16 protein-coding genes and 1 pseudogene are annotated in these 15,988 nt (G+C 69.4%); 8 read left to right on the top strand and 9 right to left on the bottom strand.

Annotated elements, in window-relative coordinates; translation table 11 throughout:
- Positions 1-47 precede the first annotated feature (47 nt).
- Both IPI43_00995 and IPI43_01000 read right to left on the bottom strand, forming a co-directional pair.
- Positions 48-1,481, bottom strand: coding sequence for an MBOAT family protein (locus IPI43_00995; GenBank protein ID MBK7772707.1), 1,434 nt, complete (start codon positions 1,479-1,481; stop codon positions 48-50).
- Between the two features lie 25 nt (positions 1,482-1,506).
- Complete coding sequence (locus IPI43_01000; GenBank protein MBK7772708.1) at positions 1,507-2,331, bottom strand: YhfC family intramembrane metalloprotease; 825 nt, start codon at positions 2,329-2,331, stop codon at positions 1,507-1,509.
- A 243-nt stretch (positions 2,332-2,574) separates the two neighbouring features.
- Between IPI43_01000 and IPI43_01005 the strand changes: the two genes are divergently transcribed.
- Positions 2,575-3,081, top strand: a complete 507-nt coding sequence (locus tag IPI43_01005; GenBank protein MBK7772709.1) for a peptidase S1 — start codon at positions 2,575-2,577, stop codon at positions 3,079-3,081.
- A 31-nt stretch (positions 3,082-3,112) separates the two neighbouring features.
- On the opposite strand, the gene IPI43_01010 is transcribed toward IPI43_01005, so the two are convergent.
- On the bottom strand, positions 3,113-3,370 hold the full coding sequence (locus tag IPI43_01010; protein ID MBK7772710.1) for a hypothetical protein: 258 nt from the start codon (positions 3,368-3,370) through the stop codon (positions 3,113-3,115).
- A gap of 71 nt (positions 3,371-3,441) precedes the next feature.
- Positions 3,442-3,849, bottom strand: coding sequence for a hypothetical protein (locus IPI43_01015; GenBank protein ID MBK7772711.1), 408 nt, complete (start codon positions 3,847-3,849; stop codon positions 3,442-3,444).
- Here IPI43_01015 and IPI43_01020 point away from each other — a divergent pair.
- On the top strand, positions 3,842-5,377 hold the full coding sequence (locus tag IPI43_01020; protein MBK7772712.1) for a hypothetical protein: 1,536 nt from the start codon (positions 3,842-3,844) through the stop codon (positions 5,375-5,377). The genes IPI43_01015 and IPI43_01020 overlap by 8 nt on opposite strands.
- Positions 5,378-5,381: 4 nt before the next feature.
- Here the strand turns inward: IPI43_01020 and IPI43_01025 are convergent, their stop codons facing one another.
- Positions 5,382-5,900 carry a hypothetical protein gene (locus IPI43_01025; protein MBK7772713.1) on the bottom strand — a complete coding sequence of 173 codons (519 nt, stop codon included), beginning with the start codon at positions 5,898-5,900 and terminating at the stop codon, positions 5,382-5,384.
- Between the two features lie 13 nt (positions 5,901-5,913).
- Positions 5,914-6,519: pseudogene (locus IPI43_01030) on the bottom strand (serine/threonine protein kinase).
- On the opposite strand from IPI43_01030, the gene IPI43_01035 reads away from it, so the two are divergent.
- From IPI43_01035 to IPI43_01050, 4 genes are all read left to right on the top strand, one after another.
- Positions 6,506-7,039: an NUDIX hydrolase gene (locus IPI43_01035; GenBank protein MBK7772714.1), complete on the top strand. Its 534-nt coding sequence runs from the start codon at positions 6,506-6,508 to the stop codon at positions 7,037-7,039. The pseudogene IPI43_01030 and the gene IPI43_01035 overlap by 14 nt on opposite strands.
- Entirely contained in the window at positions 7,036-8,580 is a 1,545-nt protein-coding gene (locus IPI43_01040) for a cellulase family glycosylhydrolase (protein MBK7772715.1), read from the top strand. Before IPI43_01035 ends, IPI43_01040 begins: the two co-directional genes overlap by 4 nt.
- Positions 8,581-8,649: 69 nt before the next feature.
- Entirely contained in the window at positions 8,650-9,876 is a 1,227-nt protein-coding gene (locus IPI43_01045) for a DUF445 family protein (protein ID MBK7772716.1), read from the top strand.
- A gap of 265 nt (positions 9,877-10,141) precedes the next feature.
- Positions 10,142-11,122, top strand: coding sequence for an AraC family transcriptional regulator ligand-binding domain-containing protein (locus IPI43_01050; GenBank protein ID MBK7772717.1), 981 nt, complete (start codon positions 10,142-10,144; stop codon positions 11,120-11,122).
- Positions 11,123-11,129: 7 nt separating this feature from the next.
- On the opposite strand, the gene purU is transcribed toward IPI43_01050, so the two are convergent.
- Entirely contained in the window at positions 11,130-11,984 is an 855-nt protein-coding gene (gene purU / locus IPI43_01055; GenBank protein ID MBK7772718.1) for a formyltetrahydrofolate deformylase, read from the bottom strand.
- Positions 11,985-12,168: 184 nt separating this feature from the next.
- On the opposite strand from purU, the gene IPI43_01060 reads away from it, so the two are divergent.
- Positions 12,169-12,786 (top strand): hypothetical protein, encoded by a 618-nt coding sequence (locus IPI43_01060; GenBank protein MBK7772719.1) that lies wholly within the window; start codon positions 12,169-12,171, stop codon positions 12,784-12,786.
- Positions 12,787-12,915: 129 nt separating this feature from the next.
- Here IPI43_01060 and IPI43_01065 read toward each other — a convergent pair whose 3' ends face one another.
- Positions 12,916-13,638, bottom strand: a complete 723-nt coding sequence (locus IPI43_01065) for a DUF455 family protein (protein MBK7772720.1) — start codon at positions 13,636-13,638, stop codon at positions 12,916-12,918.
- Between the two features lie 158 nt (positions 13,639-13,796).
- Positions 13,797-14,993, bottom strand: coding sequence for a cysteine desulfurase (locus IPI43_01070; GenBank protein ID MBK7772721.1), 1,197 nt, complete (start codon positions 14,991-14,993; stop codon positions 13,797-13,799).
- A gap of 3 nt (positions 14,994-14,996) precedes the next feature.
- On the opposite strand from IPI43_01070, the gene IPI43_01075 reads away from it, so the two are divergent.
- Positions 14,997-15,881: a serine/threonine-protein phosphatase gene (locus IPI43_01075; protein ID MBK7772722.1), complete on the top strand. Its 885-nt coding sequence runs from the start codon at positions 14,997-14,999 to the stop codon at positions 15,879-15,881.
- Positions 15,882-15,988: the final 107 nt, after the last annotated feature.

The following is a 15,988-nucleotide window of genomic DNA, read 5'->3' on the forward strand; positions in this document are numbered from 1 at the left end:
AGGAGGGGCAGCGGACGCGGGCGGCTTACTTGGACGGCGCTTCTTCATCAGAACTGGAAGTAGATGTACGGGGCGGCTTCACCCGTGGCCACCTGGGACAGGATGGCCCCCACCGCCCCGAGCGCCAGCCCCTGGACGGGCGCTGGCAGCTGCAGGAAGGCCCGCTCCACCGAGCGGAACCACGCCTGAGGGGTGAAGTGCAGGGCAAAGGTGACCACCAGCATGGCCCACAGCGCCAGCGAGATCTGCGCGGTGGAGGTGCTCCCCGAGAAGATGCGCTCTACGACCGCGCGGGCGTTGTCCATGCTGCTGGCTCGAAAGAGGATGCGCGAGAAGACCACGAACTGGAGCGCCCAGAACACCTTGAACGCGCGCATGGCGAACGCGTCCTCGCGGCCCTGCCCTTCCCCGCTGCCGCCGGTGTGGCGCACCACGAAGCGGTGGATGACCATCACGGTGGCCTGCAGGAACCCATAGAGCACGAACGTCCACGCGGCGCCGTGCCACATGCCGATGAGCATCATGGTGAGCCACAGGTTGAAGTACGCGCGCACGGGCCCCCCGCGCGAGCCGCCCAGCGGGAAGTAGAGGTAGTCGCGCAGCCAGCGGCTGAGCGTCATGTGCCAGCGGCGCCAGAACTCGGCCGGGTTCGTGGCCTGGTACGGGCGGTCGAAGTTCTCGGGGATCTCGAACCCCATCAGCAGCGCGGAGCCGCGCGCCATGTCGGTGTAGCCCGAGAAGTCGCAGTAGATCTGCATGGTGAACGCGTAGAGCGCGATGACCACCTCGGTGCCCGTGTAGAGCTCGGGCTGCGCGAACACGCGGTCCACCAGGTTGGCCGAGAGGTAGTCGGCCACGGCGACCTTCTTCACCAGGCCGGTCCCGATCAGGAAGAGCCCGCGGCTGACCTGTTCGCGGCGCAGCGTGGGCTCCCCGTCCAGCTGCGGCAGGAACTCGCTGGCGCGCACGATGGGCCCCGCCACGAGCTGCGGGAAGAACATGACGAACGCCGTGAACTCGAGGAGGCTGCGCTTGGGCTCGAGCGTCCGTCGGTACACGTCGATGGAGTAGCTCATCGTCTGGAACGTGTAGAACGAGATGCCCACGGGCAGCGCCCAGCGCAGCAGGAACGGCGAGAACTCCACCCCGAAGAGCAGCGAGGCCATGGACGCCGTGGCGCTGCTCCAGAAGTCGAAGTACTTGAAGACCGCGAGGATGCCCAGGTTGAACACGAGGCTGCAGACCAGCAGCACGCGTCGCTTGCGCTCGTCTTCCGTGTCGCCGAGACGCAGCCCGATGACGTAGTCGACCACCGTGCTGAGCAGCACCAGCAGGATGTACTTGGGGTTGGCCGCCATGTAGAACAGGCAGCTGGCCACCACGATGAAGGCGAGGCGCGCGACGCGATGGCGAGCGAGCGCCCAGAAGCCCGCGACCGCGAGCGCCAAGAACACGAAGTAGTCGAGGCTGTTGAAGAGCATCGGTCGCGCCTTGCGTCGCTGCGCCTCAGGCGGCGACGGCTCCCTCGGGCTGCTCGAGCGCTCCATCCCGCAGCGCCACCGTGCGCGCGACAGCCACCATACCGAGCGCCAGCGGGAGCCCCAGCGCGACCACCGCGAAGGCCACGCCAGCGTCTAGCCCGGTGGACGGATGCGCCGCCCACGCGCAGGTGGCCTCGAACACCGCGGTGAGCAGCATGGAGGCCGCCAGCCAGCGGTGCGCTCCGCGCCGCACACCCACCATGACGATGCAGGTGGAGCCCAGCTGGAACGCGAGGCGCACCAGGGCTTCGCCCGCAGCCAGGACAGCCCCGAGGGGTGACTCTTCCCACCACGCGATGACCCGCAGCCCCACCTTCACCGCCGTGCGACCGTCTAGCCCGGCCGCAGTGAGCGACTCCATGGTCTCGCCGCGGAACACGAGGGCCAGCACCAGCATCATGAGCACCACCGCAGCGGTGAGGATGCCCTCCATGGCGCCCGCGCCCGCGCCGATCAGCAGGGCGCTGCGCTGCGAGCGGTAGCCGGGCGTGTAGCGGGCGATGACGAACCAGCGCAGGGGCTCGAGCGTGAGGCCCGTGAAGACCCCCGAAAGCAACATGCTGTAGCGAGCCGCGTCCGCGCGGGTGGGCACGGGGATAACCTGCTCCGCCTGCAGGGAGGCGATGAGGTTGGACGCCCCCAGCTGCGCGACCTCGGCGAACACGAAGGCCAGCATTCCCGCCCCGAACAGGGCCCACGGAAGCGCGTGGCGGTGGCGGACCACTCGCGCGAGGAGGTAGCCGCCCAGCAGCATGACCAACACTTCGAAGACGTGGGCAGCGACCAGCACGGGGCCGGATCTAGCATGCGAGCCCGTGAGGGCGAGACGCCGAGCGGCCGAAAACGCTTGTTCGCGGGACCGCGATAAAGTACCCCAGCGGGGGGAATGGTTGGAATCAGGCCGCGTAAGAATATTTCGAGTCAGCGTGAATAGCTGCTCAAACACGGCGTCTAGGCCCTGCTCGCTACGGAAACGATCGAGCCAGGCACAACTCGCAAGCTCCCCCCGCTCACGGAATTCATGGAGGACACAGTGACTCGACTCAGCAAGCTACACATGGTGCTCGGCCTCGCGGCCGGCCTTCTCGTCATCGGCTCGCACGCGCAGACCATCGCGCAGGGCAGCCTCACCATCGGCGGGAACAACGCCAACTTCGGCGTGCACCGCCTCAACGGCGGCTTCATGCCGGACCCCATGACGGTCTCGGTCGTCTCGGGCGGCAGCCTCAACGTGGCCAACATGAACCTCGGCGCCGGCTGCACGGGCTACGCCACGGGCAACCCCGACGTGGTCCTCAACTACACCAGCCCGGCCAGCTTCCTGCGCTTCTTCGTCCGCGCTCAGGGTGACACCGCCCTCGTCATCAACGACGGCGCCGGCCGCTGGCACTGCAACGACGACGCCGTGGGCACCAACCCCATGGTCTCCATCGACAACCCCCCCGCCGGCCACTACGACGTGTGGGTCAGCAGCTACACCGCCGGCCAGAACCTCCGCGGCGTGCTGAGCGTCACCGAGCTCCGCAGCCAGCAGCCCTGAGCCCGCGAGTGCTCAACGAAAAAGGCGGCCCTCACGGGTCGCCTTTTTTCGTTGCCGAGTCCGAGGCCGAGACCGAGACCGAGACCGAGTCCGAGACCGAGACCGAGACCGAGTCCGAGACCGAGTCCGAGGCCGAGTCCGAGTCCGAGGCCGAGACCGAGACCGAGACCGAGACCGAGGCCGAGACCGCGTCCGAGGCCGAGACCGCGTCCGAGGCCGAGACCGAGACCGAGGCCGAGGCCGAGTCCGAGTCGGAGACCGCGGCCAGCAAGCACCCACCGTCGTTCACCTTGAGTCCCTTGATGAAGACGATGAACCTAAGCAGAGCGCGCCGAGACCTGACGAGAGCACAGGAGGATGTCAGAAAGGGCAAGCTTTGCCGTCAGGCCGCCAGAAGAGGAGTCCCTGCTGCCTGCCCAGCTGAACCTCCGGTGACAGCGCCACGGGGAGTTTTTTCCGGCTCTGACCAGGTGGGCTGCGGAGGTCCGGCGCGGACGCGGACTCGGCCTCGGACTCCGTCTCGGACTCCGTCTCGGTCTCCGTCTCGGACTCCGTCTCGGTCTCCGTCGCGGTCTCCGTCTCGGTCTCCGTCTCGGACTCCGTCTCGGACTCCGTCTCGGTCTCGGACTCCGACTCGGACTCCGACTCGGGCTCGGTCTCCGACTCGGTCTCGGACTCGGTCTCCGACTCGGTCTCCGACGCGGCCTCGGCCTCGGACTCGGCTCCGCCCCCCGGAAAAGTTGACGAAAGCCGTTCCAGCGTGAACAACGAGGGGGTGCCTCGTCCGTTCCGCTCACCCCTGGTCGTATTCGCGACGCCGCTCTGCGTCGCGTTCCTCTGGGCCTGCGTGTACGACTCGGCCGTGGGGCAGCCCGTCCCGGCGTCCAGCGCCGAGGGCTCCGAGGCGGCCGTGGACGAGCGCGACACGGGCGCTGTGGAGACGCGCGAGGGCACCGATGCGTCCGACGGCGACGACGAGAGCGTCGACGACATTCGTGCCGCAGACGACGACGTGGTGCGGAGCGCCCCGCGGGTTCGTCACTCGCGCCCCGAGGGCCACACGCTGGGGGTGGACATCGCCATCGAGGACCGGGACGGCAGCTCCATGCGCGCGTTGCATGCCGCGCTGCGCCGCGCCGAGCGGGGTGAGGGCCAGGCCAGGCTGGTGTTCTACGGCGCCTCGCACGTGGCGAGCGATCTCTTCACCGGAGTGGTCCGCTCGCGGCTGCAAGCGCGCTTCGGCGACGCGGGCCACGGCTTCGTGATGCCCGTCGCCCCGTGGCGCAGCTATCGCCACCAGGGCGTGCGCATCCGCGGGGACGAAGGCGGCTGGGAGTCCGCCAAGGTGCGCGGCGACACACGCGACATCGAGCGCTTCGGCCTGCACGGGGTCTTCGTGGAGACCGCCCGGCGCAACGCCTGGGCCGAGGTCAGCACCACCAGCAGCGGCGACGTCGGGCGAGCGGCTTCGGTGTTCGAGCTCTTCTACTACCGCCAGCCACGCGGCGGCGACCTGCAAGTGTTCTTGGACGGCCGCCCGCTCGAGCGCATCCGCACCCGGGCGACGGACGCCGGCGCGGGGTATGCGCGCTACGAGGTGCCGGACGGTCCGCACTCGCTGCGGGTGCGCGCTCATGGCAACGGGCTCGTGCGGCTGTTCGGCCTGGCGCTCGAGCGCGAGCGGCCCGGCGTCATCGTGGACACGCTGGGCATCAACGGCGCCCGCGCGCGCTACCACCTGATGTGGGAAGACCAGCTCTACCGCGAACACCTCCGCCGGCGTAACCCGGACCTGGTGGTGCTGGCGTATGGCACCAACGAGAGCGGCGACGATCAGCCCATCGCGCTCTACGAAGCCCAGCTTCGGCAGGTGGTCACCCGGGTGCGCGAGACCGTGCCCAACGCGTCCTGCTTGCTGGTGGGCCCATCGGACCGCCCCACCCGCCTCGAAGACGGCAGCTACGAGGACCGCCCGCGCACCGCGCAGCTCATTCAGGCTCAGCACCGCGTGGCCGTGGAGATGGGCTGCGGCTTCTTCGACCTGGTGGCGTTCATGGGTGGCCCGCTCAGCATGGTCACGTGGGCGGGCGCCGAGCCCGCGTACGGCTCGCAGGACCACGTGCACTTCACGCGCACCGGGTACGAGCGGCTGGGCAACGTGCTGCTCGACGCGCTGCTCGAGGGCTTCGATCCACCTGGCAGCACAGCGACCCCCGCCACAGCGGCGCTGCCTTCTCCGGCTTCCGACGAAGACCAGTCCGAGGCGCTCGCGCTCGAAGACCCTTCAGACTCGTAGGGGCTCAGCGCTCCTTCTCGAGGCCCGGTACGCCGGGGATGACGGGCCGTGAGAGATCCTCGGTGTCCCAGAAGGTCATCTCCGTGACCTGCGTGTCTTCGAAGTCCGACCACTCTTCGTGGTGGAGGGCAGCCTGGTGCGACTGGGTCTCGGCCGGGAAGAGGTCCGCCAGCCAGTCGGCGACCTGCGCCTGCGTGACCACGTTGCCGCTGCTGAACACGAACGCCTCGAGGGCGTCGTGCATCTCGCGGGCGCTCTGGTAGCGGTGGGACGGGTTGGGCTCGAGCGCGCGGTGGACGATCTGGGCCAGCGGCCGCGGCACCGTGGAAACCTTGCCCGCCAACGGCGCCACTTCGGCCCGGCGCACCGCCAGGATGGTGTCCGTCTCGGTCTTCCGCAGGAACAGCCGCGTGCCGCTGAGCCATTCGTAGAGGCACGTGCCCATGCTGAAGAGGTCGCTGCGGTGGTCGATCTCTTGGCCGCGCGCCTGCTCGGCCGACAGGTAGGGCGTCTTGCCCTTCACCACCCGCGCGCGTGCGCACCGCGCGACCCGCCGCCCGCGCGAGACCGAAGTCGATGACCTTCACCTCCCCGTCGAAAGAGAGCAGCAGGTTGTGGGGCGAGACGTCGCGGTGGATGATGCCCAGGTGCCCGAGGCCCGGCGCCTCGGCGCGGTGCGCGTGGTCCAGTGCCTCGAGGATCTTGAGGGCAATGTGGCAGGTGATGTCCACGGGCAGCGCGCGCCCGTCACCATAGCGGCGCTGGATGGAGCGCAGGTCGCGGCCCTCCACGAACTCCATGGCGATGTAGTAGGCGCCGTCGATGCAGCCCAGATCGAAGACCTGGGCGATGTTCGGGTGGCTGAGCTGGACCGAGATCTTGGCCTCGTCCACGAACATGTTGATGAACGCCTCGTCGTCCGCGAGGTCCGGCAGGATGCGCTTGATGGCCACCACGCGCTCGAACCCCTCGGCGCCGCGCTGAACCGCTCGGAAGACCTCGGCCATGCCGCCCACGGCGAGACGTTCGGTGAGCGTGTACGGGCCAAACTGCACGGCCGCAGCATTGCAGCCGGAAGGCAACGCGGTCAACGCCGACCTTGCGTCCGCATGAGGTAACCTGCGACCCATGACGACACGCATCCTCTTGGACAGTCGCAAGTTCCGCGTCGAGGCGGTGGAGGTGCCCGATCGCGAGGGCCGGACCCGCACGCGCGAGGTCGTGCGCCACCCCGGCGCGGTGGTGATCCTGCCGCTGCTGCCCGACGGCCGCGTGCTGCTGATCCGCAACCGGCGCTTCGCGGTGAACGCTACGCTCTACGAGCTCCCGGCGGGCACGCGCGAGCCGGGCGAGGCCGACGACGTGGGCGCGCTGCGGGAGCTCGAGGAGGAGACGGGCTACCAAGCCAGAACGCTCTCGCCGCTGGTGCGCTTCTTCGCATCCCCGGGCTTCTGTGACGAAGAGATGATCGGCTTCGTGGCCAGCGACCTCACGCTGAGCGCGCAGCGACTGGACGCCACGGAGCACATCGAGATCGAGCCGGTGGACGTGGCCACGTTCCGCGAGATGCTGCGCGACGGGCGCATCGTGGACGGGAAGACGCTGGCCTGTGGACTCTACTGGCTGACGTTCGTGGCGCCTGACATGAAGGGAGCGCCATGACGCTCTACGCCTCTCTCGCCTCCGTGACCCGCTGCGCTCGCCGGGTCGCCGCCCTCGGCGCAGCCACGTTCCTCGCGCTCGCAACGCCCAGCTGCTCCGGGGACGGCGCGCCGCCCGACGTCACGCCGCCCGCCGATCGCTTCACGCTGCCGCTGTGCGACCAGCCCGTGGGGGAGCAGGCGCCCCTCGCCACGCGCTGCCAGCAGTTCGTGGACGCCGAGGGTCGCGTGGTGGTGCTGCACGGCATCAACGCCCGCGTGGAGGGGCTCTTCGACGTCACCTTCGACGACGGGCGCGTTGCCCTCGAGGACATCCCCGAGTTCACGCTCGAGGACGCGCAGCGCATGCGCGCGATGGGCTTCAACCTGCTGCGCCTGCCCGTGAACTGGAGCGGCATCGAGCCACAGGACACGCAGCCGCCCACCTACAGCGCCACCTACCTGGCGCGCCTGCACGAGGTCGTGGACCTGTGTGAAGAGGCGGGCCTCTACGTGCTCATCGACTTCCACCAGGACGCCTACTCGAAGGAGATCGGCGAGGACGGCGCGCCGCTGTGGGCCATCTCGCCCGAGCCCGAGATGCTGCTCGAGGGCCCCCTCACGGACCTCGGCGCCCGGCGTGCTGCGGGCCAGACTCTGGCAGCCTTCCGCAGCTTCTTCGGTGACGCCGAGCCCGGCCCCACGCTGCGCGCACGCTTCGCGGACATGGCCGCGCGAGTGGCGTCCGAGTTCGTAGGGGACACCACCGTCATCGGCTACGAAGTCTTCAACGAGCCGGTGGCGAGCGACTCCGAGACCCTGCGCCTGAACCGTGACGTGGGCGCAGCGCTGCTGGCCGCAGACCCGGGGCACCTGGTGGTCTTCGAGCCGCAGGCCACGTTCCGCGTGGTGTTCAACCGCAGCGGCAGCACCGGCGCGCCCTTCGGCGTGCCCGGAGGCGTCTACGCGCCGCACATCTACACGCTGGCGTTCTCGGGCACCGAGGAGCAGTTGCTGGCGTTCACGCGCGCGTCGCTCCGGCCCGCGCACCGCAGCGCGTACGACGAAGCCGTGGCGTGGCAGACCCCGCTGCTGGTGGGCGAATTCGGTATGAACCCCGTGGGTACGCGTGGCCTCGAGTACCTGGAGCTGCAGACCGACCTGCACGACGAGTTCGGCGCCAGCTCCGCGTTCTGGGTCTGGAAGGAAGACTCGCAAGACTCGTGGGGCCTCTTCGACCGCAGCGGAGACGAGTGGGTGGAGCGCCCTGCCCTGCGCCGCGTGCTCTCGCGCCCCATGCCCGAGCGCATCGCCGGTCAGCCGCTCTGGTGGCGCTACGACCGCGTGACGCAGACGCTGGACGTGGCCTACGAAGGCGACGGCGCCGTGGACGCGCCCACCGAGGTCTACGTGCCGGCCAGCGAAGACTACACGGCGGACTTCGTGGTGCGCTGTGACGAGCGCGAGGTCGCGGTCACGCGTGATGGCGCTACCGGCATCGTCGCCATTCCGTGCCACGGACGTGGCCCTCACCGCGTGCAGGTAGCCCCCGCAGCGCCCTGAGGTTCGGTGCCCCCAGGCGCCCGGGGAATGCGTTGACTTTCCCCTTATTTTCGCCAGACTCGCGCTGCCGTGGGCTTTATTGAATTGATCCAGTCGGACTATACGGTCCTCACCATTCCCTTCGTCTCTGCGTTCATCGGTTGGTTCACCAACTGGCTCGCGGTGCAGATGATGTTCTACCCGAACGACTTCGTGGGGATCCCGCCGTTCCTGGGCTGGCAGGGCATCGTGCCGGCCAGCGCCGAGCGGCTGGCGCGCTTCAGCACCCGGCTCATCACCACCAAGCTGCTGTCGCTCGAGGAGCTCTTCCAGAACTTCAAGGGCGACGCGTTCGCGTCCGAGATGGACGCCGTGGTGGACCAGATCACCGAGCAGATCCTGCAGGAAGTGGCGCAGAAGCACGCCAAGGTCATGTGGGAGAATGCGGGCGAGGTGATGCAGAACATGGTGCGCCAGAAGCTCCGCGAGGAGGTGCGCACCGTGGTCATCAACATCACGGACGACTTCAGCAACAACATCACCAAGATCCTGGACCTCGAGCAGGTGGTGCTCGAAGCGGTCATGAAGAACCGCCGGCTCATGACCATGATGTTCCTCGAGGTGGGCGAGGCCGAGTTCAAGTTCATCATGAACTCGGGCATCTGGTTCGGGTTCCTGTTCGGCATCCCGCAGATGATCATCTGGGTGTACTGGCCGGCCGTCTGGGTCTTGCCCTTCTTCGGGTTCCTGGTCGGCTACGCCACCAACTGGATCGCCCTCAAGCTGGTCTTCGAGCCGAAGCGCCCCGTGAAGGTGGGTCCGTTCGTGGTCCAGGGCCTGTTCCACAAGCGCCAGCAGGTCGTTGCCGAGCGCTTCAGCGAGCTGACCGCCGGCCACCTGCTGAACGCCGAGAACATCGTGCGCACCGTGACCGGGGGTGAATCCGGCAAGCTGGTGCTGACCCTGGTGAAGGGCCGCGTGGAGGAGCTGATCGGCAAGTACGAGCAGCACCCGATGGCCGCCATGATGCTCCCCGAGGGGCAGCGCGCCCAGCTCCGGACGGAGGTCTACACCATGATCGAGGTGGAGATCCCGCGCGACGGCGGCCTGCTCCACACGTTCGCAGCGAAGGCCGTGGACATCCGCGGAGAGCTACACGACCGCATGAAGGCGCTCGACTCGGAGTCGTTCGAGGGGGTGCTGCGGCCCGCGTTCCAACAGGACGAGTGGAAGCTCATCCTGGCCGGCGCCGTGCTCGGCTTGGCGGCCGGCGTGGCTCAGCTGGTGTGGATGTTCGGCGACACCCTCGCCGGCTGATCACCCCGACAGCGGTGTGTCAGTGGCGCGCGCGTACGATGCGCAGCGCGCACGGGTTGCGCCGCAACCTGGCGAAACGGAACACGATTGGTGGCCGCTTCGGCGGTGCGAAAATGTCCCCGGGTTTCCGCAGACAGAGCTACAAACTGCCGCATTAGCAGGCAGGGGTGGGACGGGCGTCCCGCCATCCCTTGCCGTCGTTACTGGCCGGGCAAACGTAGTGAACTCAAGGGACTTCAGCAGCGCGTCTCCGATCCTCCTCGGGGTGTTGACTCGCGCCATCACGCGCGCGGTGCCATCCGTGCCCGAGAACGCCCTGGCTGAATTCGCCGCAGAGCCGGGCACGATGCGCGTCCCGGTGCCGCGCGTCCACGCCGCCTGGCAGCGGGCAGAGGCCCTCGCGGGGCCGCAGGTGGGCCTGCTCACGGCGCGCGAACTGCACGTGGGTGACATCGACCCGCAGGGATACGTGCTCAACGCCGCCGGGACACTGAGAGACGCAGTCGAGCTGGCCGGCCGCTACCACCGCCTGTTCTACGAGAACGTGGCGGTCACCACCGAGTTCGGCGACGACGCCGCCGTCCTGCGCTTCGACTTGGTCGAGGGCGCTCCGGTGCCCAACTCGCTCGTCGAGTTCGCGGTGGCCGCGCTCTGCCGCATGGCCCGCTTCGTGTTCGGAAGCTTCCCCATCACCGAGGTGCGCTTTCAGCACGTCAGCCGGGCCCCACGCGCCGTGTTCGACAGCACCTTCGGGTGCCCGGTGCACCAAGGCGCGGGCGAGACGGCCATCGTGCTCCCCGTCGGCGTGTTGGAGCTCCGGAACGCGGTGGCCGACCACGGCGTCGGCTCCATCCTGGCGGAGCACCTCCAGCGCGAGCTGGGCATCCTTCAAGCCCAGGGGGCCGTCGCCGGCCTGGTCTACGATCTGTTGGTGAAGGAGCTCCCCCTGCGTGGCACCGGCGCCATCGACGTCGCCCGCGAGCTGGGCATGAGCGAGCGAACCCTGCGGCGGCGCTTGGCGGACGAGGGCACCAGCCACCGCCGCTTGCTGGAAGAGGCGCGCCGCGAAGTGGCCATTCGGTTGCTGGGCGAGCAGCGCCTGTCCATCGACGAGGTCGCGTACCACCTCGGGTACGCACAGCCCTCCAGCTTCCAGCGCGCCTTCAAGCGTTGGACCGGTATGCCCCCGGCCACGTTCCGAGTGCGCTGCGGGCGGGCCAGCACCATGCCCCCGCGGCGGCCGTAGAACCGCGCTACTCGAACACCACGGTCTTGTTGTCGTAGACCAGCACGCGGTCCGCCAAGTGCAGACGCACGGCTCGCGCAAGCACGAGCTTCTCGAGGTCGCGCCCCTTGCGCACCAGATCGTCCACCTTGTCGCGGTGGGAGCAGCGCACCACGTCCTGCTCGATGATCGGCCCCTCGTCGAGGTCGGCCGTGGCGTAGTGCGCCGTGGCGCCGATGAGCTTCACGCCGCGCTCGTAGGCCCGGTGATAGGGCTTCCCGCCCACGAACGCGGGCAGGAACGAGTGGTGGATGTTGATGACGTCCCCCTCGTACGCGCGCAGGAAGTCGTCGCTCAAGATTTGCATGTAGCGCGCCAGCACCACCACGGAGGCGCCCGCCTCGCGCACCAGCTCGAGTGCTTGCTGTTCCTGCTGAGCCTTGGTCTCCTTGGTGACCGGCAGGTGCTCGAACCGCACCCCGAACTGCGCGGCGACCGGCCGCAGGTCTTCGTGGTTGCTGACGATGAGCGGAATCTCGCACGCGAGCTCTCCGCTGCGGTGCCGCAGCAAGAGGTCGTAGAGACAGTGGTCGTACTTCGAGACGAAGATGGCCACGCGCTTGATGGCGCTCGACTGCGTCAGCCGGTAGGTCATCTCGAAGCGCGCGGCGACCTCGCGGATGGCGTGCTCGAGGCTGGTGCGATCGGTGTGCAGGTCGGAGAGATCGAAGTGCACGCGCTGGAAGAACTGCCCCGCCACCGTGTCGGTGTGCTGGTCGGCGTCCACGATGTTGGCGCCGTGCCCGTAGAGCACCTGCGCGAGGGAGGCCACCAGGCCCTTGCGGTCGGGGCAGGAGACGAGCAGCGTGGCGAAGGACGACATGGTGGTGCGAGGATGTAGCAGCTCGAGGCCGCCGGGCTACCAGCTCGCGGGCGCCGCGCATGCCCACCGCGTAGCCCATGGTGTAGCGCGCGTTGAGTTCCCCACAGGGGTTCCAGCGCGTCAGCCCCTTCGCGTCCACATAGCGGTAGGCGTCCACCCCGAGCGGCCCGAAGTACCCCGCACGGTGCAGGGCCTCGGCCAGGCGCCTGAGCGTGTCCCCGAGCGACTCGGCCTCGCTTCGGTCGAGCTCCCGCTCGAGGGCTGGCCGCACCGAGACGAAGCGCCCGCGGTCCACCTGCTGCACGCAGGGAGCGCCGATCACCAGCGACCCGCTCGGCGCCAGGAGAGCGTGCTGGGACACCTCGATGGTGATGCCGACGTGGGGCTCGAGCACCACACCGAGGCTCAGCTCCGCGGGGCTCAGGAAGGCGCGGGTGTGCGGCGCGAGAGCTCCACCATGGGCACGCAGCTTGCCGCGCCCGGCCGCTCCGAAGGCGCGCTTGAGCCAGACGGGTTCGGAGGGCGAGCGCGCGGCGAGCCAGGTCTCGGCCGCATCGAGCGAGCTCAGCACCTGGGCATCCGGGAGCCGCGGACCGAGCACGTCGTACGTGAAGCGGGAGGCGTTGACCTCACGCAGCGTGGCCAGGCCGGGAGCCACGGGAACCTGCGCACCAGCCGCAGCCAGCCGCGCCAGCGCGCTGGGCGTGGGACACCAGGCCACTCCCCGACGGAGTTCGTCACCCTCACAGGGCATGACCGGCTCCTCGCCCAGCAGCGCATCCTCGGGACCGAGCAGCGCTAGGGCGGCCTCGCGCGCGGTGGCCACCGCCGCCAAGGTGGCGCGGCTGGGCGTGTACCCGGCCCCGGTGCCGCAGTTCGTCTTCCGCGTCCAGGTTCAGACACCACAGCGCGCGCGCGGGAGGCGCGCCGGTCATCCGCCCGCTCCGCCCGGGGGCTCGAGCGTTGCCTCGAAGCACTCGAGGGCATCCAGGAACGCGTCGTCCATCCCCGCACGTTTGCGACGGATGCGGTCCAGCGGGAGACCGCGCAGCAAGACCGGGCTGATGGGCGGCGGCAGGTGGCTGCGCCAGCTCTCGAAGTCGGTGGTGCCCGTGAAGGTCTCGAACCAGCGAACGGCGAAGCGCACGTGCGCCACCTCTTCCGCGCCCACCCGCTCTTGCAGCACGGCGCCGGCTTCGTCGCCCACGTCGCGGAAGCGCGCGGCGAAGCGCCCCGCGTGCTCGAGGTTGCCGGCTTCGAGGCCCATCCCCATGAAGGCGACGAACGCCGCGGGGGTGGTGGCACGTGGGACGCGCTCCCAGAACCAGTCCCGCACGGGAAACTCGCCCACGTGCGCGCCCAGCGCATCGATGTGCCCGGCGTAGAGCTTCATGTGGCGCACCTCGTCGAGGCAGATCCCCAGCAGGCCCCGGCGAAACTCTACGGGCGCGTCGGCAAACCGCAGGATGGCCCAGCACATCAGCTCGGCGGCCTGCAGCTCGTGGTGCAGGAACGTGTGCAGCAGCTCGGCGCGTGCGCGCGGGTTGGACAGCCCCTTCCGCCGGGGTGCGTGCTGCGTGATACGCAGCTCGGGAGGGCGTCCTGGCCCTTCGGGGACCACGGTCGCCCGACCCGAGAAGTGCGCCGGTGGCATGGGCGGGTCGAGCTTGTCTACCAAGCGCTCGCTCGTGATGTAGCGCAGCGCCCACGTCTCGACGTCCTCCTCGCTCGCGGTTGCGTGGGTGATTGCGTCGGCCACGCCAGGGCTTGCCACGCCGTCGCCCTGCAATCCAGACGCTGGCCTCGGGGCCGCTACCAGTCGAGCGTCTTGCCGCGGGCACGCCACAGCGGAGAGCGCGCGCGCAGGCCCTGAACGGCGGTGATCACGTGGGTGGCCACCGCGTCCACGTCGGCCTCCGTGGTCCCACGCCCGAGGCCGAAGCGCACGCTCGAGCGGATCCAGTCGTCCTGCACCCCGAGCGCCTGCAGCACGTGGCTGGGGGCGCGTTTGGCGGTGCTGCAGGCTGCGCCGCTCGAGACGCTGACGTGCGGATCGAGCTCCAGCAGGAGCGCCGCGGTGTCGGTGAAGCCAAAGGCCACGTTCAGATTGCCGGGGTGCGCGCGCTGCGGATCACCGAACCGACGCACCTCTTGGAGCACCGAGAGACGCTCCCACAGCCGGTCACGCAGTCCCGTCAGGCGCCGAGCATCCTCGGCCCCCTGCTCCGCCGCCAGCTGCGCCGCCGCTCCGAGCCCCACGATGCCGGAGACGTCCAGCGTGCCACTGCGCAGCCCGCCCTCGTGGCCACCTCCATGCTGGATGGCGTGGATGCGGTCCCGCACGGTGCGGCGCACCCAGAGCGCGCCAACGCCCTTGGGCCCGTAGAGCTTGTGCGCCGAGACGCTGATCAGGTCCACGTTCGTCGCCCGCACGTCCAGCGGCAGGAGCCCGAGCCCTTGCGCCGCGTCGCAGTGGAACAGCGCGGTGCCGCGCGGCGCAGCCGCCAGGACAGCGATGTCCTGCACGGTCCCGATCTCGTTGTTGCAGCGCATGATGCTGACCAGGCGGGTGTCGTGGCTCAACGCGGCGGCCAGCTGCTGCGCGTGGACGTGGCCGTGCGCGTCCACCGGCAGGCGCGTCACCCGTGCTCCGCGTCGCTCGAGCGCCTGGCACGTGTCGAGCACGGCAGGGTGCTCGGTCGCCTGCGTGACGATGTGCCCGCTCGCGGAGCCGAGTTGGTCCGTCATCACCCCCAACAGCGCGAGGTTGTTGCTCTCGGTGGCTCCCGACGTGAACACCACGTCGTCGGCGCGCCCGCCCAGGAGCGCCGCGACCTGTGCGCGCGCTCGCTCCACCGCCTCGCGCGCCATGCGCCCGTGTGCGTGCCCGCTGGCCGCGTTCCCATGGCTCTCCCGCAAGTACGGGAGCATCGCGTCGAGGACACGCGGATCGAGAGGCGTGGTCGCGTGGTGGTCGAGGTAGATGGGCATCGTGATACGCTCCACCATACGATGAGCGTCAAGCGAACGTTCGAGGTACTCGCGCCGGCCCCGCGAGACCCCGCGGATCCGGGTCGCCCCTCCATCTTCGGTGCCACGGACGTGGGGCTGGTCCGGAGCAACAACGAAGACCAGTTCCTGGTGGCGCAGCTGGAGCGCGCGCTCGTCCTCGAGCAGAGCGGGTTCCCGATCACCCCGGGGCAGCGCCTCTTGGACAAGCCCGGCTGGTTGCTGATGGTGGCCGATGGCATGGGTGGACACGACGCCGGGGAGCTCGCCAGCAGCTTGGTCATCGACGCGATGGCGCACTACGCGTTCACCGTGATGCCTTGGCTCGGGACACACACCCGCGCGGACTCTGCGGTCGTCGCCGCAGGGCTGCGGGGCGCGGCCGAGGGTGCCCAACAGCGGCTGCGCGAGGTCGCGCTGCGCAAGGGCCTGAGCACGGAGCTGGGCACCACGCTGACCATGGCCTACATCCGCTGGCCCGAGTGCCTGCTGGTCCACATCGGCGACAGCCGCGCCTACCTGCTGCGCAGCAACGAGCTCTTCCGGCTGACGAAGGACCACAACCTTGCGCAGTCCATGGTGCAGCGCGGAGTGATGACCGACGACGAGGCGAGGCGCTCGCGCTTCTCCAGCGTTCTCACCAACGCCCTGGGCGGCACGTCCGACGACCTGCACGTGGAGCTGCATCACTTCGAGCTGCTCGCCGGGGACCGCCTCCTGCTGTGCACCGATGGACTCTACGGCGAGCTGGGTGATGCCCAGATTGCGTCCACCCTCGGATCCTGCATCCGGCCAGACCTCGCGCCGCTGTGCGTGGACAGCCTCATCGAGAGAGCGAAGCGTGAGGGCGGGCAGGACAACGTCACGGCCATCCTGGCGGTCTTCTGAATCTCGCGTTTCATCCTATCGGGTGAAGGGAAGTGTATGCTACAGTGCGCGGCAGATGCTGCCGTCCAATGACACTCCCTGCGCCCGAGCTGCGTTGATCGCAGGCG

The organism is Sandaracinaceae bacterium, assembly GCA_016706685.1.
GTDB lineage: Bacteria > Myxococcota_A > Polyangia > Polyangiales > Houyiibacteriaceae > JADJJE01.